21 protein-coding genes are annotated in these 21,745 nt (G+C 45.1%); 10 read left to right on the plus strand and 11 right to left on the minus strand.

From position 1 onward, the window contains the following. Positions 1 to 5 precede the first annotated feature (5 nt). The 3 genes from ST37_RS01635 to tesA form a co-directional block, all read right to left on the minus strand. Complete coding sequence (locus tag ST37_RS01635) at positions 6 to 1,913, minus strand: EAL domain-containing protein (RefSeq protein ID WP_084883028.1); 1,908 nt, start codon at positions 1,911 to 1,913, stop codon at positions 6 to 8. Positions 1,914 to 2,056: 143 nt separating this feature from the next. Next, positions 2,057 to 3,208 carry an enoyl-ACP reductase FabV gene (fabV, locus tag ST37_RS01640; protein WP_084883030.1) on the minus strand — a complete coding sequence of 384 codons (1,152 nt, stop codon included), beginning with the start codon at positions 3,206 to 3,208 and terminating at the stop codon, positions 2,057 to 2,059. 109 nt (positions 3,209 to 3,317) lie between these two features. Beyond that, positions 3,318 to 3,923 carry a multifunctional acyl-CoA thioesterase I/protease I/lysophospholipase L1 gene (gene tesA, locus ST37_RS01645; protein WP_084883033.1) on the minus strand — a complete coding sequence of 202 codons (606 nt, stop codon included), beginning with the start codon at positions 3,921 to 3,923 and terminating at the stop codon, positions 3,318 to 3,320. On the opposite strand from tesA, the gene ST37_RS01650 reads away from it, so the two are divergent. From ST37_RS01650 to ST37_RS01660, 3 genes are all read left to right on the plus strand, one after another. Further along, positions 3,922 to 4,611, plus strand: a complete 690-nt coding sequence (locus ST37_RS01650) for an ABC transporter ATP-binding protein (RefSeq protein WP_084883035.1) — start codon at positions 3,922 to 3,924, stop codon at positions 4,609 to 4,611. The genes tesA and ST37_RS01650 overlap by 2 nt on opposite strands. 1 nt (position 4,612) lies before the next feature. Beyond that, positions 4,613 to 7,069 carry an FtsX-like permease family protein gene (locus ST37_RS01655; protein ID WP_084883037.1) on the plus strand — a complete coding sequence of 819 codons (2,457 nt, stop codon included), beginning with the start codon at positions 4,613 to 4,615 and terminating at the stop codon, positions 7,067 to 7,069. Positions 7,070 to 7,395: 326 nt separating this feature from the next. After that, positions 7,396 to 8,868, plus strand: a complete 1,473-nt coding sequence (locus tag ST37_RS01660; RefSeq protein WP_084883040.1) for an FAD-dependent oxidoreductase — start codon at positions 7,396 to 7,398, stop codon at positions 8,866 to 8,868. An 86-nt stretch (positions 8,869 to 8,954) separates the two neighbouring features. Here ST37_RS01660 and ST37_RS01665 read toward each other — a convergent pair whose 3' ends face one another. Genes ST37_RS01665 through ST37_RS01675 form a run of 3 tightly spaced genes read right to left on the minus strand, consistent with a single transcriptional unit; the run spans position 8,955 to position 11,386 of the window. After that, on the minus strand, positions 8,955 to 9,950 hold the full coding sequence (locus tag ST37_RS01665; RefSeq protein WP_084883043.1) for a biotin-dependent carboxyltransferase family protein: 996 nt from the start codon (positions 9,948 to 9,950) through the stop codon (positions 8,955 to 8,957). Beyond that, positions 9,947 to 10,651 (minus strand): allophanate hydrolase subunit 1, encoded by a 705-nt coding sequence (locus ST37_RS01670; protein WP_084883046.1) that lies wholly within the window; start codon positions 10,649 to 10,651, stop codon positions 9,947 to 9,949. The genes ST37_RS01665 and ST37_RS01670 overlap by 4 nt, the downstream gene beginning before the upstream one ends. 3 nt (positions 10,652 to 10,654) lie before the next feature. Then, a complete protein-coding gene (locus ST37_RS01675) occupies positions 10,655 to 11,386 on the minus strand; it encodes a 5-oxoprolinase subunit PxpA (protein WP_084883050.1) in 732 nt (243 codons plus the stop codon). Positions 11,387 to 11,508: 122 nt separating this feature from the next. Here ST37_RS01675 and galE point away from each other — a divergent pair, with 122 nt between their 5' ends. After that, complete coding sequence (gene galE, locus ST37_RS01680; RefSeq protein WP_084883053.1) at positions 11,509 to 12,525, plus strand: UDP-glucose 4-epimerase GalE; 1,017 nt, start codon at positions 11,509 to 11,511, stop codon at positions 12,523 to 12,525. 320 nt (positions 12,526 to 12,845) lie between these two features. Continuing rightward, on the plus strand, positions 12,846 to 13,736 hold the full coding sequence (locus ST37_RS01685) for a LysR family transcriptional regulator (protein ID WP_084883056.1): 891 nt from the start codon (positions 12,846 to 12,848) through the stop codon (positions 13,734 to 13,736). Positions 13,737 to 13,749: 13 nt separating this feature from the next. Here ST37_RS01685 and ST37_RS01690 read toward each other — a convergent pair whose 3' ends face one another. Next, a complete protein-coding gene (locus ST37_RS01690) occupies positions 13,750 to 16,413 on the minus strand; it encodes a bifunctional acetate--CoA ligase family protein/GNAT family N-acetyltransferase (protein WP_084883059.1) in 2,664 nt (887 codons plus the stop codon). A gap of 170 nt (positions 16,414 to 16,583) precedes the next feature. On the opposite strand from ST37_RS01690, the gene ST37_RS01695 reads away from it, so the two are divergent. Together ST37_RS01695 and ST37_RS01700 are read left to right on the plus strand one after the other, a co-directional pair. Beyond that, positions 16,584 to 17,165 carry an SPOR domain-containing protein gene (locus ST37_RS01695; protein ID WP_084883062.1) on the plus strand — a complete coding sequence of 194 codons (582 nt, stop codon included), beginning with the start codon at positions 16,584 to 16,586 and terminating at the stop codon, positions 17,163 to 17,165. A 121-nt stretch (positions 17,166 to 17,286) separates the two neighbouring features. Continuing rightward, positions 17,287 to 18,318, plus strand: coding sequence for a D-alanine--D-alanine ligase (locus tag ST37_RS01700; RefSeq protein WP_084883064.1), 1,032 nt, complete (start codon positions 17,287 to 17,289; stop codon positions 18,316 to 18,318). Between the two features lie 19 nt (positions 18,319 to 18,337). On the opposite strand, the gene ST37_RS01705 is transcribed toward ST37_RS01700, so the two are convergent. Further along, positions 18,338 to 19,297 (minus strand): hypothetical protein, encoded by a 960-nt coding sequence (locus ST37_RS01705; RefSeq protein ID WP_084883067.1) that lies wholly within the window; start codon positions 19,295 to 19,297, stop codon positions 18,338 to 18,340. A 94-nt stretch (positions 19,298 to 19,391) separates the two neighbouring features. Here ST37_RS01705 and ST37_RS01710 point away from each other — a divergent pair, with 94 nt between their 5' ends. From ST37_RS01710 to ST37_RS01720, 3 genes are all read left to right on the plus strand, one after another. Further along, positions 19,392 to 19,745, plus strand: coding sequence for a DUF3319 domain-containing protein (locus ST37_RS01710; protein ID WP_084883464.1), 354 nt, complete (start codon positions 19,392 to 19,394; stop codon positions 19,743 to 19,745). Between the two features lie 9 nt (positions 19,746 to 19,754). Beyond that, positions 19,755 to 20,066 (plus strand): stress response translation initiation inhibitor YciH, encoded by a 312-nt coding sequence (gene yciH, locus ST37_RS01715; protein ID WP_084883069.1) that lies wholly within the window; start codon positions 19,755 to 19,757, stop codon positions 20,064 to 20,066. Positions 20,067 to 20,359: 293 nt separating this feature from the next. Further along, the gene (locus ST37_RS01720; protein WP_084883072.1) at positions 20,360 to 20,869 is read left to right on the plus strand and encodes a DUF3653 domain-containing protein; all 510 of its coding nucleotides are present in this window, start codon (positions 20,360 to 20,362) and stop codon (positions 20,867 to 20,869) included. 6 nt (positions 20,870 to 20,875) lie between these two features. Here the strand turns inward: ST37_RS01720 and ST37_RS01725 are convergent, their stop codons facing one another. Genes ST37_RS01725 through ST37_RS01735 form a run of 3 tightly spaced genes read right to left on the minus strand, consistent with a single transcriptional unit; the run spans position 20,876 to position 21,745 of the window. Continuing rightward, positions 20,876 to 21,064 carry a hypothetical protein gene (locus ST37_RS01725; RefSeq protein ID WP_084883074.1) on the minus strand — a complete coding sequence of 63 codons (189 nt, stop codon included), beginning with the start codon at positions 21,062 to 21,064 and terminating at the stop codon, positions 20,876 to 20,878. After that, on the minus strand, positions 21,065 to 21,265 hold the full coding sequence (locus ST37_RS01730) for a hypothetical protein (protein WP_084883077.1): 201 nt from the start codon (positions 21,263 to 21,265) through the stop codon (positions 21,065 to 21,067). Between the two features lie 15 nt (positions 21,266 to 21,280). Further along, complete coding sequence (locus ST37_RS01735; protein ID WP_084883080.1) at positions 21,281 to 21,745, minus strand: structural protein; 465 nt, start codon at positions 21,743 to 21,745, stop codon at positions 21,281 to 21,283.

Consider the following 21,745-nt stretch of genomic DNA (forward strand, 5'->3'; position numbering starts at 1 on the left):
AAAACTTAATGTCGGATGATTGTTGGTAATTGAGTTTGCTCAATAAGGTGTTGTTCAAATTCAGTTTTTGGCATCGGTTTACCGTAATAAAATCCTTGACCCAAATCCGCACCTTCTTCGAGGATCAGTTTTTGTTGGGCTTCATTTTCGATGCCTTCCATCACCACCGCTAATTTAAGCTTTTTAGCAATACTTATGATTGAACGTATAATCGCCAACCCTTCTTCGGGATCGTTCCATTGCGACAAAAAGCTCTTATCGATCTTAATCGTATCGAAAGGGTATTTTTTAAGATAGTTAAACGAAGCATACCCTGTTCCAAAATCATCGAGCGCTAATCCAACCCCCATGTCGTGTAGCGTATTTAATGTTTTTGACGCTAAGTACTCGTCCGCAATAATGGTTGATTCCGTTAGCTCAAGCTCAAGCGCAATAGAGGGGAGGTTATAAACACTCAACAATTGTTGAACTTGCTCGGCAAATTGTGGGTTTTTTAGCTGAACCGACGACACATTGACTGCCATTTTAAAATGGGGCAAGTGTTTATGCCACTCACTTGCTTGTTCTATAGCGCTGCGTAAAACGTAGTTTCCCACTTCAAAAATCAGTCCATTGTCTTCTAGCATTTTTATCAGTAATTCGCTCGACACTTGACCCAGTTCAGGATGATCCCAGCGTAACAGCGCTTCGGCTCCCGTCCACTCACCATTTACTGGTGACACTTTAGGCTGGAAGAACAGGGTAATATCGTCATTTCTTACTGCTTGTAATAGATAGCTTTCCAAACGGTTGTGGGTTGCGTGTTTTAATTCAATCATTTGATTGTGAAAGGCGTAGCGATTTCCGGTGTCACGGCAACTCAACATCGCTTCCTGCGCTTTGGCAATAAGATCTAACTCTTCTGAGTCCGCGGAATGCTGGCAAGCAACACCGATATTGATGCTCAAGTGTATTGCCGGTGCATCCTCGACTTGAAACTCTTGGCTGCCTGCGTCAAGTATGTGGGTAACCAGCGTTTCGATATCAGCCTTATTGGTTTTACGCACCGCGATAGCTAAATCTATACTGGACGGCCTGCCAGTAATGCATAACGACGGCAAGAATCGTGTGAAGTGCTGACGAAATAGCGTTAATAGCTGATCGAAAGTTTCATGGCCGTGTTTTTTCTGAATTTGACGACCATTAGTAATGCCGATAAATATCACCAATATTTTTGCGCCGCGTTCACGACTACTTTCGATCAAACGATCGGTTTCAGCCAAAAATGACGAGCGATTTAAAAATCCCGTGCCTGAATCGTGTTGCTGTTGATAGGTGATCTCTTGCTCAGCGGCTTTACGGCGGTCTATTTCTTGGGTTAACGCAAAGTTTAATTGTGCAAGATCATGAGTTCGTTTTCGCACGCGATTATGCAGCTCTTTGTTTAACTGTTGAAGTTTTCGCTGTTGATAAATTGTTTCTAGCTGAGCTTCTAACGTCATACGAAATGACTGCAACAGTTTAATCGCGGTTGCTCCAAATTCATTGCTACTGTTGTCTAAAATGCAAATGGTGCCAAAAGGGGTTCCGTTTGGCCAATTTAGGGGAACACCGCAATACGCAAGCATGCCTAATCCAAGGTCAGGGTTGTCGTTCCAGTCATCATCTTTTGTCGCGTCCGGAATAGTCAGCATTTTTTGTGTTGAAATGACCGTTTCACAATAAAGCCCTTGGCCTAAAGGTTCGCTATCGGATTGTTGATAAGGGTTGTTGTTGCTGGTTGAACGACGAAACACGGTAATTGAATGATCGTTGACCCGCATAATCAACGCTGCGGGAACATTGGCCACTTCTGCCAACAGATCTACCACATTTTGCCAGCTGGCAAAGATGGGTTCGGGCACTTCCAGTGTATTGAGCAGTGAATTTAACATTTAGTCTATCCATAGACTTTTGTAGTGAGTCTTTTAAACGTAGTTGTTATCTATTAAGTTCACACAAAAAAGGCGCCATTTTAAGTGAAAATGGCGCCTATATAAGCAGTTCTCATTTTAGAAACACTATCGACGTCCGTAACTCACACTGTCGGTGACATATCGAAGCCGTTGAGTTTCAAAAACTCTTGTTTGTATCCAGCGTAATCGCCTATTTCTGTAAAATTGCTCGCATCCATCTGCGCAACCAAACCTTCAACCAATTTTTGGGTACTTGGTTCAAGCTCAAGGTCGTCTATACGGATCAGTCGCTCACCATCCACCAATGGCGCGTTTGCAAAGGATAGATTTTCAGTAAACAACCGTTGCATCTGCTCGATACACCCTTCATGAGTGCCTTTTTTCTTCATGACTTTGTACAGCGCCAGCATATACGGAGTGAAAGCGGGAATGAACACTGAAGCCTTAGTGACCAGCGCTTTACACACGACCGCGTATCCACCGCCGCCGAAGTTGGCCAACTTACGATGGATAAAATGGCTAGACTGATGCAAATCGACTTTTGCGCGGCCTAATGTACCTGTGTGGTAAATAGGGTGGGTAAGTTTAGAGCCAATGTAAGAAAAGGCGATGCTTTGACAGCCTTGAGCGATTTGTTCTTGATTGATTAATAAGTCAACCCAACTTTCCCAGTCTTCGCCCCCCATGACTTTGATGGTCGATTCGATTTCATCGTCAGTTGCCGCATTCACTGTTGTCTCAACCCACTCATCATTTTCTAGCATGATTGTGGCACCAGTTACCGGCTCTCCAATCGTTTTAATCGCGCTACGCCAATACTCGCCTGACCCCTTTGGTCTAAGTCCAGTAGCAAGGCTATACACGATAAGATCAACTTCACCTTCAAAATAGGTCTCGATGGCTTCTATAACTTGTTGGCGAGTTTCATCCGAAAATGCATCGCCAACAATATTGATTGCAATTCGACCTTCACTACGCGCTAAATCGGTAAAATGTTCGTTATTGTACCAACCGGCACTGGCAGGTTTGTCTTTCGACGGCGCTCGTTCAAACGATACCCCTATGGTGTCTGCTTGCGAGCCACCAAAGGTTAATGCAGTTCTTGCGGCAAGGCCAAATCCTGAAGATGCGCCTAGAATGAGAACGCGCTTTGGCCCTTGTTTAATTTGATTACTCTTCTTGACGTAAGCTATTTGTTCCTTGAGGGCCTTTCGACATCCTTCTGGATTGGCATTTTTTGCCACAACGCCCTTAATGATCGGTTCAAGATCCATGAAATCTCCTTACACATTTAGACATCAAATTCGCTGAAAACATTGATATGTTTATCAATGAAAAGTCCATGCTAGTGAAAAGAAAAGTAAATTGTTTTGCGCTAGACCATTATTTCGTTAAGTATGGTGCAAGTTTTTCAGCGACAAATTGAGCAATCCAGGGTTGTGCTTCTGGCTTAGGGTGAAGGCCATCTTGCATCATCCATTCGGGCTTAACGATCACTTGCTCTAAAAAAAACGGTAATAGTGGAACTTGGTACTCACTGGCGAGTGCAGGGTAGATGTCGGCAAACACTTGCGTGTACTTTTTGCCGTAATTTGGCGGCACCTGAATCTGCATCAGCGCGACTTCTGCACCACTGTCTTCACTCATTGCTATGATATTTTTAAGATTATTTGTGATCACATTGGGTGGGAAACCACGTAAACCATCATTAGCACCTAGTTCAACAAGTACATAATCAGGTTGATGTTGGTCTAGTAAAGTAGGTAGGCGAGACAGGCCGTTGCCTGTTGTGTCTCCAGAGATACTGCCGTTAACAACATTTACCTTCAGATTATGGTTTGCTAGCTCAGAAGGGAGTAAACTGGGCCAACTTTGTTCGATAGACATTTGATACCCAGCGCTGAGGCTGTCACCTAGGACTAAAAGCGTCTGAGCCTTAAGGCCAAATGACATAAAAAACAACAACATCAAGGAAAGAAGTCGACTCATGAGTACATCCGTTATAACTGCAAAAAATATCGTTAAAACAGTCTCTACTAATAGTGAGCAATTAACAATATTAGAAAAGGTAAATTTAGAGATTAAAAGCGGAGAGAGTGTAGCGATCGTCGGAACTTCCGGTGCCGGAAAATCGACACTGATGACACTTCTGGCGGGTCTCGACACCCCAAGTGAGGGCGAGATTTCTTTACTTGAATACCCAATATCAGATCTCGATGACGAACAACGCGCTAAAATTCGAGGCGAATCGGTGGGATTTGTCTTTCAAAGCTTTTTGTTGATCCCAAGCTTAACCGCCCTTGAAAATGTGACCCTGCCTTGCCTACTGGCGGGGCAAGAAGAAGATACCGAACGTGCATTGCAACTGTTAAAAAGCGTTGGTTTGGATCATCGCGTTGATCATTTACCTAGCCAGCTATCCGGTGGAGAGCAACAACGAGTTGCACTCGCCAGAGCCTTTATGCTTCAACCCAAAGTGCTCTTTGCCGATGAACCCACTGGCAACCTAGATCAACATACTGCCGAAACTGTGGTGAATTTGTTGTTTGAACTCAATCGTAAACACGGTACGACACTGGTTATGGTGACCCACGACACAACACTCGCAAGCCAATGTGACACTATTTATCGAATGCAAGCAGGGCACTTGTACACTTCAGATCAAGAGGTGGCGTAATATGGAACATGCTGTTTCAACGCACCCCTCGGCAACTCAGCAGTCACTAAACAAGCGACTCGCACAATGGAGCTGGAAGGAAATTGTTTCTGGGCAGTTGTGGCCAATTTCAGCGGCAATTGCGCTCATTATTGCCTGTGTATTCGCGTTGTCTGCGTTAGCTGAGCGAATGGAGCAAGTGATCGTCAAGCAGGGCAAAGATGCGCTAACCGCCGATCTTACTTTTCGCTCATCTAACCCGATACCCGAAGCGCTTAAAGCAAGCGCCGTTGAGTTGGGTCTTATTCAGTCTCAACAAGTAAACTACGCAACGATGGCATTTAGTGATAGCGACATGCAGCTAGTGTCGGTAAAAGCGGTAGAAAGCAACTACCCATTGCGTGGCGAACTAACTTTACAAGGTCAAACTACATCCAATAGCGTTCAGCCTAATCAGCTTTGGCTTGAACCACGCATTATGTCGATGCTAAACGTGTCCATTGGTGACAATGTCACTATTGGTGACGCAGATTTCCAAGTAAGCGGCGAGATTGCTGACGAGCCTGGACTCAATTTCAACCCTTTTCAGCAAATGCCAACGGTGTTGATACACTACTCTGATGTTGAAAAAACTGGCGCCATCCAACTTGGTAGCCGAGTAAGTTATATCAACTTCTATGAAGGGGATGAACAACAACTCTCTTCGTTAAAGCAGAGCATTGAGATCACCCCGAGCGATCGCTGGCGTGACCAAGGTAGCGCTAGCCGGACTAACGAAATATTCGATAGAACAACCCAATATCTGTCTCTCACTGTTGCCATTGTGATTTTAATGGCCGCCACGACATTAGTGCTTACGTGTCAGCACTATGTGAATGGACGTCGTAAAACCATCGCCATGCTTAAAAGCATCGGCGCCAGCAAAGCGTGGATAACTCGTTGGCTCGCTATTCAAGTTGCGCTGCTACTGGCACTTGGCACAGTTGCTGGTCTGATATTTGGTTTTGGCTTGGAAGTTTTATTGCGTATTCCATTGGTCGATTTACTCCCTGATCCACTACCAACTTATGGTATTGCCCCAGTTGCTGTCGCGATAATCACTTGTGTGTTAATCGGGGTACCTGCATTGGGAATCCCTTTAACAAACCTAGTAAACACATCAGCTGTAAATGTACTGCAACCCGCTGCTCAGCAAGGAAACAAAGCACATTGGGGTTTGGTGCTGGTTCCAATTTTGCCGCTGCTGTTTGTCTACGCGAGCAACACCTTAGTATGGATTGTTTTAGTTGCCATTGGCGTGCTATTCGTTCTTCTAGCAGCAATCAGCGTTCTGCTCTCTAAGGCCATTGGCAAAGCCAAATGGGGGCCTGCAATGGCGCTGGCAATCAGTCGCCTAAATCGCTCGTCACGGGCGAGCGGACTTCAATTTGGCGCGTTAGCATTATCACTAATGCTTCTGTCTATTATTTGGCTGGTGCGCAGCGATCTGCTCGGTGACTGGCAACGTACCTTACCAGCAAATGCGCCAAATGCGTTTGCCATCAATATTGCCGACTACGAAGTTGACCAATATATTCGGCAACTTGATCAGCAAGGGATAGATCGCTCAAAAGCGTTCCCAATAATTCGCGGACGCCTAGCCCAAATTAATGGCTTAGACGCGAAACAAGTTGCCGACGAAAAAGGCGACACCGATGCTGTGAGACGCGAACTTAACCTGACATGGTCCGACGGTATACCAGAATACAATGTCGTCAGAGATGGTGCTTGGACGATGACTAACGGGGTCTCTGTAGAATCTGAGGTTGCCGATAATCTTGGTTTGCAGATTGGTGATAGCTTACAATTTGTGATCAATGCGCAACCCATTGAAGCGACCGTCAACTCGATTAGGATTGTTGACTGGAGAGAAATGAAGCCAAATTTCTACTTTATTTTTACGCCTGATCTAATGACCGACATTTCTTCATCGTACATGGTCAGTTTTAGGGTCGACGATAGCGATCAAGACTTTGTTAAAGTTTTATCAAGTAACCACCCAACTGTCAGTTTATTAGACGTACGTAAAATGGGTGAAAAAATTCAAGAATTACTTGGGCAGATCGTCTGGTCGATCACCGTTCTCGCAGCCCTTGGAGTGATTGCTGGATTGCTACTGATATTTACTTTATTAAGGTTAAGTTTGTCGCAGCGTCAACTGGAAATTCGTCTCTATAGAACACTTGGCGCTAGCCGTAAACGTATTGCCAATACTATCTGGTGTGAATATGGACTTATGGCTCTCATCGCAGGTGTAGTAGCGAGTTTCGGTGCTGAAATTGCGGTAGGAAGCCTAATGAAGTTTGGTTTCGATTTGACACCTACATTGCATGTCGGGTTATGGGTGGTATTGCCAGTATTAACCTTTGTTATACTGGCAACTGTCGTGAACACTCTGATAAAAAAATTGTTATTGCCTGTTAAAAATGGATCGATTTAGTCCACACAATACGTATAACTTTTTTACTTTAACAGACAAAAACTTATATACAGGTGAAAGAGAGCGGTTTGTATAACTGCTCTCTTTATCCACAGAAACAGTGGATAAAACTTTGGATAACCTTTCTCTCAATAGTGAGATATGGCTCGCAAAGACTGTTATACTCTGGCCTGCTGCAAAATGCTTATACACATTGCAATGCAAAGGCCAATCTGGAAAAATGCGGTCAAGTTTTTTCTTAGAAAAATTTCACGTCGATTACGTTTTTGTTATAGCCCGATGACACACTTTTTTAATCAAAATAATACGAAGTCAGTTACTAGATAATGAACGCTAACCAAACTCAAAATAACTCGCTGTCCCCACAGCCTATCTCAACACCATTAGTCGGAATTATTGGTGGGGGTGTCGCTGGCGCAACCACTGCATTACACCTGTCTGAGCAGGGATATAATGTGGTGTTAGTTGAAAAGAACGAAAGCTTAGTAAGTGGGCCACCTATTTGCCACCTTCATGCTGGAGGTAACCTTTACCGAGAGATAAGCGATCAACAATGTATCGAATTACTAAGAGACTCCATTGAGTCAGTGAAGTTGTACCCACACACCATTAATCGCCGTCCAACCGTCATTGCGACGCCCAAACACGATCAGCACGATCCGCAATCACTGTTACCTAGATTGCAACAAGTGCAGCAGCACTACAGACAGCTAATTGACCTTGATCCGTCCAACAAAGTGCTAGGTGAACCAGAGGATTACTTTACGGTCTATACCAAGCAACAGCTATTGGCGTTGAAAGAACAACAACAACCAGAACGCCCGACAACGATTGAACAGTGGCTAATCCCATTTGCGCAACACGTCGATCTAGACTCATTGCGCTACCCAGTCATTATTGTACAAGAGTATGGATGGAGTGTTTTTCGCCTTTCAGCACAGGCAGAGCTTGCCTTGAATATAGAGCCTAAATGTCAGCTACAACTGTCTAGCAAGGTCACTCATATTGAATTTACTCCACACCAAAAAAAGCCTTGGGCCATATCAATAGATTCGAATGGTCAAACTCAGCAGTTACACGTTGACTATTTGGTCAACGCCTGTGGTTTCCGCTCTGGATCGCTCGATAATCTCGCTAACATTAAACGCACCCGATTAGTCGAGTTTAAGGCTGCCTACGTGGCAAACTGGGTCGACAACGATTTGCAGTGGCCAGAAGTCATTTTTCATGGTCAGCGTGGCACACCACAAGGGATGGCCCAACTGACCCCTTACGGCAAGCATGTGTACCAATTGCATGGGATGACAGAAGACATTACGCTATTTAAACATGGGCTCGTGATATCAGGCAATGACTCGCAACCCCAACTACCGACATCACTTTTAAATAAGATTGATAAAGGGTGGAGTGAAGAAGTAATAGCGCGGCGAACCCAAAGTGCTATTAACCACATAGCTCAATACATTCCTTCATTTACCTCTGCCTCGCTAGGCGGAAAACCACTGTATGGGGCGCAGCAAATACCGGGCGATGATGTGAGCTTACGTGCTACCTCAGTGTGGTTTGGTGAACAAAACTACGCATGTATCGAAACCGTCAAAGCGTCATCTTGTCTGCCTGCAGCCATTAAAATAGAGCAACAATTAAAGCTAAGTGGACTTGAGCCGAGCCAAAGAAGCGGCGCAGCGGAAGGGCCGTTAAATAAAGCGCTAACAGAAAGTGATATAGAGCAGTACGCAGTAAAGCTGGCTAAACGTCGTGGGTACCCTGAAGCATTAGCTCTATACTACGGCCAATAAGCAAAGCGTTTAGCGGCCAACAGTAACTGCCTGTTGTTCCTTAGTGTTCCGCAGGCATTTTGTGTTCTGTTAATTACAAGCTGGCACTAATAACCAAAAAACCGTCGCCACTGATCACTGCGGTGCTTAGATTGCTGCCAACTTGTCCATTCAAATCTCACTTTTGTCCCTGGAGCAAGCTGACCAAGTGTCCAGCGCGACACTTGTGGTAAAACACCTATTTTTGGGTAGCCACCTATGGTTTGCGCATCGACACCCAGTATCGTTGGTAATCCATTTGGCATTATTTGAATCGCTCCTGGGACGACACCTTCAGAAATGATTTTCGTCGCCGTGGCGTGATTGTCAAAGAGGCGAGTACCCAATAGACGAATGCCCATACGATTACTGTCTTTAGACACTTCAAATTTTTGCTCCGTAAATGCCTTTAGCGAAGCGTCACTATACTTGTCCACTTGGTAACATGGGACAACCATAAGCCTGACACAATCACTCTCACTTGCAGGGTGAGTTTGTAACAAGTAGTTGAGGGCAAAACGACTCGAGACCCATTGGGGTGTTTTACTCGTCGCAAAGCGTTGGTCAGTATTTTGACTTCGTGCGCATCCCCTTTGTTGCCTCAACCTTTCGCCTTTCATTAAGGGATTGCCGTTCGCACTTGTGCCACCAATACCCAGTAAAGGATCAGTACTAGCGCTGTCGAGCTGATAGGGGACATCGAATCCTTTTTCTATGGCTAAATAACTGCGCAATCCACGCCTCGCTGGTTGTATGGACAAAGTTTGAGTGGGGGATAAGCTCAACACACTCCAACTGGCAGCAATTTCACCGTCGACTAAAACCCGAGACTGAGCTCCGGTTATCGCCACACGAATCGGTTTTAATACTTTAAACTTTGCCAATCCAACATCTATTTCAATCGTCGGTCGATTTGGAGCGTTACCCAGTAAGTGGTTCGCCCAGCGGTACGAGTAACCATCGAACGCGCCACCAAGAGGGACGCCTAGTGATTTGTGATTAGGCCTGCCGCAATCTTGAATCAGCGAGCGCACCCCAGGAGAAAGCACTTCTAAACAACTCATAGCCTTCCTCCTAGCTCTTTGAACTGTTGTTGCGTAATTGCTTCAAATCGAAGCGTATCGCCCACTTTAAAAGGTGTAATAGGGTCACGTTGGTAGTCGACTAACCTTTTAGGTGTTCGACCAATAATGTTCCACCCACCAGGGGATGAAAATGGGTATACAGCAGTTTGTTTCTCTGCAATGGCAACGCTGCCAGCGGGAACAACGGTACGCGGGGTGCTCAATCTTGGTAACTGAATTGCGCCATTGAGCTCAGCGGCGAAGGCAAACCCCGGGGCAAAACCGATGGCGTGCACCAGATAGTCGGTCGAAGTATGAAGCTCGATGAGATGATCCACGGATACTCCACACTGTATTGCAACTAAATGTAGGTCTGGTGCAACGCGAGAGTCGTATAATGTCGGTATGTTATGGACTGTTTGAGCATTGGTGTTATCAATCGACCATAATGAGTCAACTCCGTTTACAGACCAAGACTCCAAGGCCGTCCGCAATTGCGAGCTACTAAGATTATGCGCTGGATGAAACTCAACCAGCAACGTCGTATAAGAAGGCGTTAAACTGACAATAATGCCAGTAAAGCGCTGCTCTAAATAGTCAACCAATTGAGCAATGACCATTGGCGCATGTTGATTGATGTCATCAAAAAGTTCAATCAGCCAAGTATGCTCCGACACTTGCTGGTACGTAGGTTGGCGCATCGGCTATTCACCCTTGATCTGGTTGCGAATTTTGGCGATTAACGCCACAGACGTGGAGTTGTCGCCATGTACACACAGTGAATCAATGGACAGCGCTAGTCGATCACCTTCGACTGTTGTCACATACCCCTTTGACATCTCTATAGCCTGTTGGAGTATGTCGCTAGAGTCGGTTAACACACCTTTTGGATGACTGCGTGGCAGCAATGCACCACTGTTTGAATACCGGCGATCGCAAAAACCTTCTTTGAGCAACGAAACGCTCTGATTAACCCCGGTGTTGATATAGCGTTCACACGCTTCTCCAGCCAAAACCATTAGCGGTAACGACAGTAATTCACACGCTTGTATAACGGCATTAAACACCTCACTGTTGACCATCATGTCGTTGTACATCGCGCCGTGGGGTTTTATGTAGTCGACACTCACGCCGTGGATCTTCGCTATAGCCTGAAGTGCGCCTACTTGATACACAACAGTGCTAATCAGTTCGTCATGCTTCATCGCCATACTGCGTCGACCAAACCCGATTAAGTCAGGGTAACCAGGGTGTGCACCAATGCTTACCGAGTTAGCCTTTGCCAATTGAACGGTTTGCGACATGGTAAGTGGATCAGAGGCATGAAACCCACAGGCGATATTGGCCATGTCAATATGCGGCATGGCTAATACATCTGTATGAATTTGCCACTGTCCAAAACCTTCCCCTAAGTCGCAATTTAATCGCATTGTGATTCCTTTCTAGCCAATTAGCACAATTAATCAATTTTGAGTCATATTTACACTAGCATTGGCAGTTGCCAGTGTGTAGGGTTTGATGAGACATTGCCGACATTTTTGCAACGGATAGGGACACAATGAATATACTCGTCACTGGCGGTATGGGCTACATTGGTAGCCATACATGCATACAGCTAATAGAAGCTGGCCACACTCCAATCATTTTTGACAATCTCTATAACAGTAATGCCAAAGTTCTTGATCGCATTCAACAAGTGACGGGAACTGCGCCACAATTTGTTAAAGGCGATATACGTGATAGGGACGCCTTGGTGAAGGCAATGACTGAACATAACGTGGACTCTGTCATTCATTTTGCTGGCCTTAAAGCCGTCGGAGAGTCCGTCGAAAAGCCGTTAGAGTATTACGACAATAACGTCAACGGAACCCTTGTGCTGGTAGACGCCATGCGCGAAAGTGACGTGCACTCACTGGTGTTTAGTTCTTCGGCAACGGTCTATGGCGATCCCGCATCTGTGCCGATTACCGAAGATTTTCCAACCTCTGCCACCAACCCATACGGCCGAAGTAAATTGATGGTCGAAGAGTGTTTAACGGATTTTCAAAAAGCAAACCCGGATTGGAGCATTACGCTGCTTCGCTACTTTAACCCAGTGGGTAGTCATCAGAGCGGGTTATTAGGGGAAGATCCTAATGGGATCCCAAATAATTTAATGCCGTTTATCTCGCAAGTTGCAGTAGGGCGGCGAGAGGTTCTATCGGTATTTGGTAATGACTACAACACGCCTGACGGCACAGGCGTTCGAGACTATATCCATGTACTGGATCTTGCAGATGGTCACTTAAGTGCACTCAATAAAGTTGGCTCGAAACCAGGACTACACGTCTACAACCTCGGCACAGGCAACGGCAGCAGTGTATTGGACATGGTCAAAGCTTTCGAACAAGCAAGTGGTAAAAGTGTGCCATACACAATTGTTGAGCGTCGGGCAGGGGATATTGCAGAATGTTGGGCAGATCCTAAAAAAGCCACCAAAGAGTTAGAGTGGACCGCAACTCGAACTTTGCAGGATATGACCGAAGATACGTGGCGATGGCAGTCTCAAAACCCAAATGGTTACAGCAACGCGTAACAATCTTAAATAAATTGAAATAATTGGCAATTTTGAACCTGTATCAATGTTTAGCACTTAATTTGTATCGTATAATAATCGCGAGTTAGCTTTATGCATGCTGGATAAAGCACTATTTTAGGGGAAACCAATGGAACTCGCGTTAATTTTAGCGTTTATTACTGCATCTATAGTAATGCTATTAGAAGAAAAAAAAGCGGACAAATAACTTTTATTTACACATTTTTAAGTCCAATTGCTAAACGCCCAGTATTTACTGGGCGTTTTTGTTTTTTTAGCGATACACTAGGCACTTATTAGGATAATTAAAGCGAGCAAGGATGAACACACCACTCACTCTTGAAGCATTGCATATTATTGATGCGATAGACAGACGAGGTAGCTTTACCGCTGCAGCAGAAGAACTCGACCGCGTTCCGTCATCATTAAGTTATCAAATACAAAAACTGGAACAAGAGTTAGATATTGTCATATATGACCGCTCAGGGCATCGTGCTAAGTTAACCAAAGCAGGCACGCTATTGCTTCAAAAAGGACGTTTACTGCTCAGTGCTGCCAATCAATTGGTGGATGAGGCATGTGCCATTGCCAATGGGTGGGAGCTCGATTTAACCATCGCCTACGATGGTATTGTTCCAGTAAAAACATTTTTTCCACTTGTGGATGCACTGGCAAAAAAATCGGCCACTCAGCTAAAATTTCAAGAAGAGATCCTCGCAGGAAGTTGGGAGTCCCTTTCTGAGGGCAGAGCTGATCTTTTGGTCACGCCTGTCATTAACGTCGATAACCCGCAATATAAAATGCTGCCAATCGGTGCCATTGACATGGTGTGGGTGGCGGCGGCCGATCACTATGTTCACAAGCGAAGTGGTATATTCGACTTAGAAGCGCAGCGAAAATATCGCATCATTGCTATTGCCGATACCGCGAGGTCTAAGCCGACCAAGAGCATCAATATTCTCGACAAACAAGACCGGTTAACCGTTAGTAACTTTAGTGCCAAAGTCGATGCGTTAAGCAGTGGGCTCGGAATAGGCACTTTACCGAACTCTGTGGCTGAGCCTTTAATTGAGCGCGGTGTATTGAAGGCAATTTCTGATACTCCACCTCAAACGGTTGCATTGGGTCTATTTTGGAAAAGGGACCAAATGGGCAAGGCCAAGACTTGGCTTACCCAACAAATGCCTAAAATGTGGCCAAAAACACTGTAATTACACGCGACAGTTACAGCGTTAAACGCATATCGGCAGTGCCATCTTCAAAATCGACTGACACATCAAAGCCAAGTTTCTGCGATAGGCCGATCATGCCTCTATTGGTCGGCATCGTCATACCTGTTATTTCTTGAATGCCGTTTTCGCGTCCATAATCGATGATTTTTTCCATTAATAACCGTCCTAGCCCAACCCCTTTAAGGTCAGACTGTACGAGAACTGCAAACTCTGAACTCCTTTTGTCGGGCTCTGCCAGCAACCGAGAAACACCAATGATAGACGGATTATGCTCATCTGCCGTAACGGCAATGAACGCCATCTCACGGTCATAATCGATTTGAGTTAAATTCGCTAGCGCCTCGTGGTTTAGTTCGCCAACCTCAGTAAAAAATCGTTTATACAGATCTTCTTTAGAGACTCGCCCAATAAATTCACCATGGTACGGCTCATCTTCGGGGCGAATGGGGCGCAACAATATTTTGCGGCCATCTTTAAGTTCAACGGACTGCTCAAGTTCGACAGGATAAGGGCGTATAGCCAACCTTGCTCTAGCTCGATCTCCTGGTAAAGTCAGTTGAATATCGGCATCGACAATAGTGAGTTGCTTGCCTGATAGCATAACTGGATGAATATCCAGCTGTTCGATAGCACGGCAATCAATGATCATTTGCGACAGTTTTGACAAGAACTCAGCGAGAGTATCAATGTCGTACGCGTTGGGGAATTGGGGCTGTGGTAGATGACGATTTTGAATCGCACCAATTACAAGGTATCGCGCTAATGCCTGATTTAAAGGAGGCAAACCGATGCTAGCGTCTCTAGCAACATCCCATTGCCGACCTCCTTGCCCAACGCATATCACAGGACCAAAAACCGGATCAGTAAACACTCTTACTCTTAGCTCAATTGCTCCAGCGCGTGGCGCCATCGCTTGCACAATTAACCCGTCTACAAGCGCGTCAGGGTGCTCTATGGATATGCGCTGCAACATGGTAGTCGCCGCTTCATACACCTCTTGCTGGCTACGCAGGTTAAGTTGAACACCATGCACATCTGATTTTCTGGACAATTGTTTAGACTGGATTTTTAGTGCAATGGGAAAGCCAACTTCACTTGCTTTTTCCGATGCCTGTAAAGCGTCTTTGACATGCCACGTAGGCAATACGTCAAAACCATAATGGGTAAATAATTCTGCTGCGGTATGAGGCCCTAGGTGGGTATCACCTTTTGAGATTTGTTGGTTTAGCCACTGTTCGGCCTTAACTTTCTCTTCAGCAGAAATACCCTCTAAAGAACTGGGGGTTTGCATGAGTTGACGCTGGTTACGGCGGTACTCAACAAGGTGCATAAAAGCGACAGCGGCGCTTTCGGGTGTACGATATGTTGGAATGCCCTCCGCATTGATCTTCTTGCGCGCGCCGACGGTAGAGGACTCGCCCGTCCAATTGGTGAGTATGTTATACCTTTTTCGTTTCGGGTGAGCCTTTACCACATCGAGCACTTGCGTCGCCAGATCTAAAGGATCGACGACTGCAGTCGGGGAGTGCATCACCAAAATGGCATCGGTTTCCTCACTGTCCATAAGAGCGGTGAGTGTATCGACATAGCGCTTAGCAGTCGCATCGCCCCCTAAATCAATCGGATTGCTCGCTTCTGTCACGTTAAGCGACAATAAACGCTGCTGAAGTTTGACAGAGAGATCAGCCAACTTTCCGCCTCTGTCCGACAGCGAGTCAACCGCCATTATTGCCGGTCCCCCACCGTTGGTTACAATGGTCAAACGTTCGCCTCGAAGCGGAACAGAGTGAGTCAATGTCTCTACCGCCGCGAAAAGTTCGTGAGTATTATGGACACGAAGCATACCAGAGCGCTTTATTGCAGAGTCAAACACTACATCCATGGTTGTATTTGGGAGGCCACTATGGCGACTAGCCGCAAGCGCACCTTCTGGACTTCGGCCACCTTTAACAACAAGCACTCGTCGATTTCGCGATGCTGCGCGCGCGGCAGACATAAACTTTCTTGCGTCGACAATAGAGTCCACGTACACCAAAATCGCTCTGGTTTTGCTATCGAGTGCGAGTGTGTCGAGCAAATCAGCAAAATCGATATCAATACCTCGACCCACTGAGACGAACGCTGAGAAGCCAATTTGCTTATCTTTAGCCCAATCTAATACTGTTGAACATATCGCTGCAGATTGCGATACAAAGGCAAGGCTACCTTGCTGCGCACTAATGGGAGAGAGAGATAAGTTGAGATTCTTCCAAGGTAAGATCAAACCCAAACTGTTAGGCCCTAATATGCGCATACCATAACGCTTTGCACTTTCTAGCAATTCTAACTCTATTTCCTGAGACTCTTGCGAGGTTTGGCTATCGACAATGATAACGGCTTTAACACCCGCAGAACCCAATTCTTCGATAAGAGCTGGATTGTATTTCGATTGTGTACATAAAATTGCCAACTCAGGAACGATAGGGGCTTTATCAATTGAAGAATAGGCTAATACACCGCACACTGATCGTCTTTTGGTATTAATGGGAAGAATGATCCCGTTGTAACCAGAGTTGATCAAGTTCCGAAAAACTATATTGCCCGCGGATTGACGTCGTTCAGTTGCTCCAACCACAGCGATTGAAGAGGGGGAAAACAGCGCGTTCAAATCGGACATAAAAAGATCTTCCTTAACCAAATCAGGGGTATTTATCCATGCTAAACAATATTAGCGCACAACTTTGCGTAAAAGTTCACGTTTAGTGTTAAAAATGTTGCGGTAAGTTCTTGATAATATCACGCCAGAGCGGCATCATTTGGAGATCTCATTTTAGACGTGTACTGAATATGAAACAGATTTTTTCTACCGCCGCTTTATTAACGTTGACCGCCTGCTCAACTGGGCAGATTGCGACTGATGTAAAAGTGGACTCTTACCAAGAAGAGTATGATAGGGAAGTTGTTACTTCGCCAGTCATGTCAGACGTGGAAGAAGTTACCCTAGCAGAAGCGCCCGTAGAGCTAAACGCGACTGAAGCACCAGTAAATACTGAGCCTGACCCCGTACTCGTAGCTGCCGTTGAGCCAGAACCTGTTGTTGTCGAGAAAGTCGCAGCAAAAGAGACTCAAAATTCTGAGTTGAATGCAAGGTTCGTCGGCTACACCATTCAAGTCGCCGCCTTTGACAGTCAAGAGCGTTTTAACAATTATGTAGAAACCATTCCAACCATAAAGCCAGTTTGGAAGCACACTAAGAACGTTAATGGTAAGCGCATGTATGCCGTGCTCGTTGGTCAATATGATACGTTCTTGCTAGCACAAAAAGGCGCAGCCGAAGTCTCGGCACAAATGGGCATTAGTGCACCTTACATCCGTAACGTGAAACGAATCACTAACTCAGATTCGCCTGACGTCGTTCAAATTAAGTAATCAACCCGTTAAAATTGGTTAATTGACAGGCGCTTGAACAAATAGAGCCTTTAACCAAGCAGATCGTTTTGGCACAATGGGCGAATTACAATGGAATGCAGCAAGTTAGGCTAACTAAGCGATGCAACAGCAATCAACGCAACAACTAGACTCTATTCACACTCTACTTATTTTCGGTGGAGGTTCGTCTGAGCATGAAATTTCACAAATTTCTGCCAACTTTATCAAAAGCAACTTAGACACATTGCCCAACGTCCATGTATCGATGGTAGAGATCACTCAGTCGGGTTGGATCATTAATGGGAACAGTGAATGTTACCTCGATATCCACAGCCAAGAGTTGGTCACCGATTCGCTACGTAAACACGTAGATTATGTTATTCCTTGTATTCATGGCTATCCTGGTGAAACGGGTGATATTCAGTCTCTCCTTGAGTTGGCTAAGATCCCTTACCTTGGATGCGGACCGCAAGCAAGTACATTAAGCTTTAACAAAATTTCATCCAAGCTTTGGTATGACGCGTTGGGCGTTGCAAATACACCGTATTTATTCATTAGTGAGCTAAACCAAGAAAATATCGCTAAGGCGCATAAAGCCTTTTCTGAATGGGGCGGGCTATTTGTTAAAGCCGCGTGCCAAGGATCGTCCGTTGGCTGTTACCCTGTCACCAATAAAAGGGACATCGAACGCTCGATTCAGCAGGCTTTTGACTTTTCTGATCAAGTGCTTATCGAAAAAATGATTAAGCCTAGAGAGATAGAGCTTGCGGCTTATGAACTTGATGGGGAACTAAAAGTGTCATTTCCTGGTGAAGTAAAAGCGCCAGCGGATACCTTTTATAGCTATGATGAAAAGTACAGTGCCGATAGCCATTCCACCACCGATATCCGCGCCCAAAACATCACGGAACAACAAGTTCAACTCATGCAAAGCTACACTCATACCGTGTTTAAGCAAATGAAATTGAAAGATCTTTCTAGAGTGGACTTTTTTCTGACTGAAGATGGCGACGTCTATCTAAACGAAGTGAATACCTTCCCAGGGATGACCCCAATATCGATGTTCCCTAAAATGCTTGAAGCAAATGGCGACTCTTTTCCAGAGTTTTTGAATAGCGCTATTGTCTCAGCCGTGAAAAAAACAACCAAATAGCATTAATATCTAATAAGAATTACGTCAACCAAGGCTTCATTGACTTAAACGTCAGTCTCGCATTGTCTGCAATATGTTGATTTCCAATATAATGTGCAGGCATCGCGGGACTAAGCCATCGACCAAACTGCTGTATTTCTTTTAAACTCTTGCCTTGAGCCGACAGTTCTTTAGCTGCGCCAGCGCGCGGAGACTGTCCACTTAAATGGATTTGTAAACCGAGTGTTTGAGATGCCAATCTAAATACACGGTAAACAGAAGATACGTCGAGTGGCTCAATGCCGATATTTCCGTGACGATCGACGCTCCTAAATACCGGCCCTTCAACGATACCAGATAACTCAAACCAACGATGGACCATTGCGCTAGTGGAATCACTAAGCGTATATACCTCACCGCCGATAGTTACACTGTAACTATCCTGATCGTTTTTCTTTACGTCGCTTGTGGTTAAAGCACACAACTGCCCACGTTTTAACGCACATTCAAACATAGTTCTAATAATGGCTATGTCTCTTAACGCTTTCAATTGTTCAAGATTCCAAGTGACTTCCAGCATTTTAATGTGGGCTTGTGTTAACGCAGTTGCTGAGTGAGGCCGAGATTCTTTGGTCAGACGCATGCTCCGCATCAGCAACTGCACTTGCTGATGACGACTTGGATCTGCAAAGCCTAGAAAACGGTGCACAACGGATAGGCTGATCACACTACGCTTAATTGTAGAATAACGTTTAGTTTGTGTTTGACGTTCGATATACAAACGCAAAGCAGTGGATGAAGTGGGTAGAGCAGCAACTCGTTTGCTTGAGCAAAATACAACAAAGTCATTCCAATCGTTAACCATTGATAACGCCGAGTTATGAGAATATTGGTTTTTAGTTAGCTGATGAAAATCACTCAACTCTATGGCAGTGGAAAACTTTAGGATAAGGTGGTTTTTTAGGTCTAAATCCGTGATCGGTACAATCTTTTTGCGCATTGAGCGTCCATTTATCGGTGTGTAATGGAATGCCATGTTGATTAAATCAACATACCATTTAAACTATATATACTATACGACAAACTGTACAATTATGACAAAACGAGTCTATAAGGGGCTTACCCTAAAGTTGGTGCAATCATCGCCAGAGATATGGGAAGTCAGCATAAAGAAACAAACGATTAAAGGGCCGCTACAAGCTCTGTGTAAAAGCATTGATTGGTGGCAGCAAACCGCGCAAATGGTCGATCCTAAAAACTTTGCTGCATTAGCCAAATCCTCTGAGACAAGAGCGAGCACCAAAGAACAGTACAACGGTTACTTACTCAACAACGACACCGGTGCACCAGGTGATTGGTATTGTATGTTCCACGGTAAACTGCTAAAAGGTGGTAAAGTTAAAATCCAACAGTTTATCGATGCAAATCATGCGAAGTTTGCACGTTAGGAGAATTGTGTGTCATTAGTATATTCAACTGAGTCTGGGCGAATCACACCAGAAAAAGAAAAGCCGACCCGACCTCAAGGAGACGGTATTGTTCGTATTCAACGTCAAACCAAAGGACGTAAAGGTAAAGGTGTATGTTTAGTTACAGGGATAGACTTGGACGACGTACAACTTAAATTAATCGCGGCTGAGCTCAAGAAAGTGTGCGGTTGTGGTGGTTCAGTGAAAGATGGCGTTATCGAGATTCAAGGCGACAAGCGTGAACAGATTAAAACCCATCTTGAGAAGAAAGGGATGACCGTAAAGCTAGCAGGCGGTTAAACCTTAAGAACAACGAAGAGGCAGCAAAGGCTGCCTCATTATTAATTCACCTAATTTAACATAAGATAGATTATGCGCATAAGACTAAGGTTTATTAACAATTTAAAAAACTTGTGGCACAACAACTACTTATGACGGATGCAGATCACAAATCGTTGTCATAACTGGGTTTATTCACAGTAAATTGTTTTAATGGCTCATACTTTAGTATTACTATCCGAACACGTCCTTTTCAAAGGAATCCTAGGACGAATAAAAATAATTTTGTTTTGCAAATATTGTGAGGAGTATCAATGTTTACAACGTCATTCAACATTCTATTTCACCAAAACTTTCCAAGCATCAATGCAGGCGCGGAATTCTTCCACGTTCGCCCCGTTACTGTTAAACGGTGGTTAAACGGCCACACACCACCCAATGAAATGGCTGAAAAGTTATTAATCATCAAAGCCATTGGCTATTTGCCAAATGATGTCCGTTGGCGCGGCTTTCGGATCAATGAGGAAAAAGGCGTATTAATTGCCCCTGACGGCTACGAACTCACCCCGCAAGCCCTTAGCGATATAGCATTGCTTCACGCCCACAACCGAGCATTGCAAACGCAAGTGAAACAACTCAGAGACGCACAGCGTTACGCTAAAGCCAAAAAGCAAGCCGCTAGAATGGCAAAAGGCTACCGAGACACCGCACAACAAGCCGCAACGGTCTGGGCGTTTACCAACCCTAGCGCGAAACCTTTCGCCCACTTCGCGGCCTTTCAACGTAAAAAAGCCCCGCACACTGGCGAGGCTTTCAGAGTTTAGTTGTCATTAATTGGCCTTTCTTGCCTCTATGGTTTCCAAAACGATCACGCGCTCAGTTAATCGGCTTGTGGTCGCATTGATTTTTTCGCTGATTTTACCTTGGCGCTGTAGATTCCAAGCAAGCAAAGCGGCAATTATAAGATCTGGCGCGCTCAACCCAAGCGATTGAAGTGCGCCAAATAATACACTGTCCATTTAGCCACCTTTGAACTCGTCTCGAATCACCTCATAGACACCCAACACAGCGGGCACAGCCACGCCCACAGCACCGCCAAGCACCACGCCCGATTGAGTTACTTCGGCACTGAAAACGTGCCCGTACCCCGTAACAGCCGCAACCACCGACCCGATAAGCGCCAAACCGCGCCACGTTGAACCCTGATTAAATTTAAACATGCTTTTCCCCTTAGTTTAAGCTAATGCCACGCCCTGACGGGCTTGGTCTAGTGTGTAGTGTCGGCCAACTTCCATGATTGACATTGCATGAATCATGCGCGCCATATTATCGGGATCAGCCAAATCTAATTTTTCGGTTTCACTGATGCCCAATTGACCCGCAACGAACTTGGAATAATTATCCGTGTCGTTTTCATGACTGGGCGCAAACCGCGCAATCATTTCACGCACCGAATACAAGCCGTATTTGTTTTGGTAGGTTTGCAGCACCTTAGCCCCTGCACGAAAACCGTATTTTTCATGCGTAAAGCTTTCAAATTCTGCATCTTTCGAAAAACTGGTTTCACCCTGCCAATCGTTACCCTTTCGAATATTGAGCGGGTTATTGTTGCGAATCCCGCGCACTGTAGATAAGTTACTTTCCATAAATTTAAACCCCAATAAAGCCGCAATTAACACCATCGCAAAACGTAAATCCAT

It is taken from the genome of Vibrio sp. qd031 (genome assembly GCF_002100145.1).
In the GTDB taxonomy this organism is placed as follows: domain Bacteria; phylum Pseudomonadota; class Gammaproteobacteria; order Enterobacterales; family Vibrionaceae; genus Vibrio.

Coding starts and splice junctions, on each gene's coding strand:
- ST37_RS01635 (WP_084883028.1), bottom strand. CDS start 1,913: ATGTTAAATTCACTGCTCAATACACTGGAAGTGCCCGAACCCATCTTT.
- ST37_RS01690 (WP_084883059.1), bottom strand. CDS start 16,413: ATGTCCGATTTGAACGCGCTGTTTTCCCCCTCTTCAATCGCTGTGGTT.
- ST37_RS01720 (WP_084883072.1), top strand. CDS start 20,360: ATGTTTACAACGTCATTCAACATTCTATTTCACCAAAACTTTCCAAGC.
- galE (WP_084883053.1), top strand. CDS start 11,509: ATGAATATACTCGTCACTGGCGGTATGGGCTACATTGGTAGCCATACA.
- ST37_RS01710 (WP_084883464.1), top strand. CDS start 19,392: ATGACAAAACGAGTCTATAAGGGGCTTACCCTAAAGTTGGTGCAATCA.
- ST37_RS01655 (WP_084883037.1), top strand. CDS start 4,613: ATGGAACATGCTGTTTCAACGCACCCCTCGGCAACTCAGCAGTCACTA.
- ST37_RS01665 (WP_084883043.1), bottom strand. CDS start 9,950: ATGAGTTGTTTAGAAGTGCTTTCTCCTGGGGTGCGCTCGCTGATTCAA.
- ST37_RS01685 (WP_084883056.1), top strand. CDS start 12,846: ATGAACACACCACTCACTCTTGAAGCATTGCATATTATTGATGCGATA.
- tesA (WP_084883033.1), bottom strand. CDS start 3,923: ATGAGTCGACTTCTTTCCTTGATGTTGTTGTTTTTTATGTCATTTGGC.
- ST37_RS01735 (WP_084883080.1), bottom strand. CDS start 21,745: ATGGATTTACGTTTTGCGATGGTGTTAATTGCGGCTTTATTGGGGTTT.
- ST37_RS01670 (WP_084883046.1), bottom strand. CDS start 10,651: ATGCGCCAACCTACGTACCAGCAAGTGTCGGAGCATACTTGGCTGATT.
- ST37_RS01700 (WP_084883064.1), top strand. CDS start 17,287: ATGCAACAGCAATCAACGCAACAACTAGACTCTATTCACACTCTACTT.
- ST37_RS01660 (WP_084883040.1), top strand. CDS start 7,396: ATGAACGCTAACCAAACTCAAAATAACTCGCTGTCCCCACAGCCTATC.
- ST37_RS01725 (WP_084883074.1), bottom strand. CDS start 21,064: ATGGACAGTGTATTATTTGGCGCACTTCAATCGCTTGGGTTGAGCGCG.
- ST37_RS01705 (WP_084883067.1), bottom strand. CDS start 19,297: ATGCGCAAAAAGATTGTACCGATCACGGATTTAGACCTAAAAAACCAC.
- ST37_RS01650 (WP_084883035.1), top strand. CDS start 3,922: ATGAGTACATCCGTTATAACTGCAAAAAATATCGTTAAAACAGTCTCT.
- fabV (WP_084883030.1), bottom strand. CDS start 3,208: ATGGATCTTGAACCGATCATTAAGGGCGTTGTGGCAAAAAATGCCAAT.
- ST37_RS01695 (WP_084883062.1), top strand. CDS start 16,584: ATGAAACAGATTTTTTCTACCGCCGCTTTATTAACGTTGACCGCCTGC.
- ST37_RS01730 (WP_084883077.1), bottom strand. CDS start 21,265: ATGTTTAAATTTAATCAGGGTTCAACGTGGCGCGGTTTGGCGCTTATC.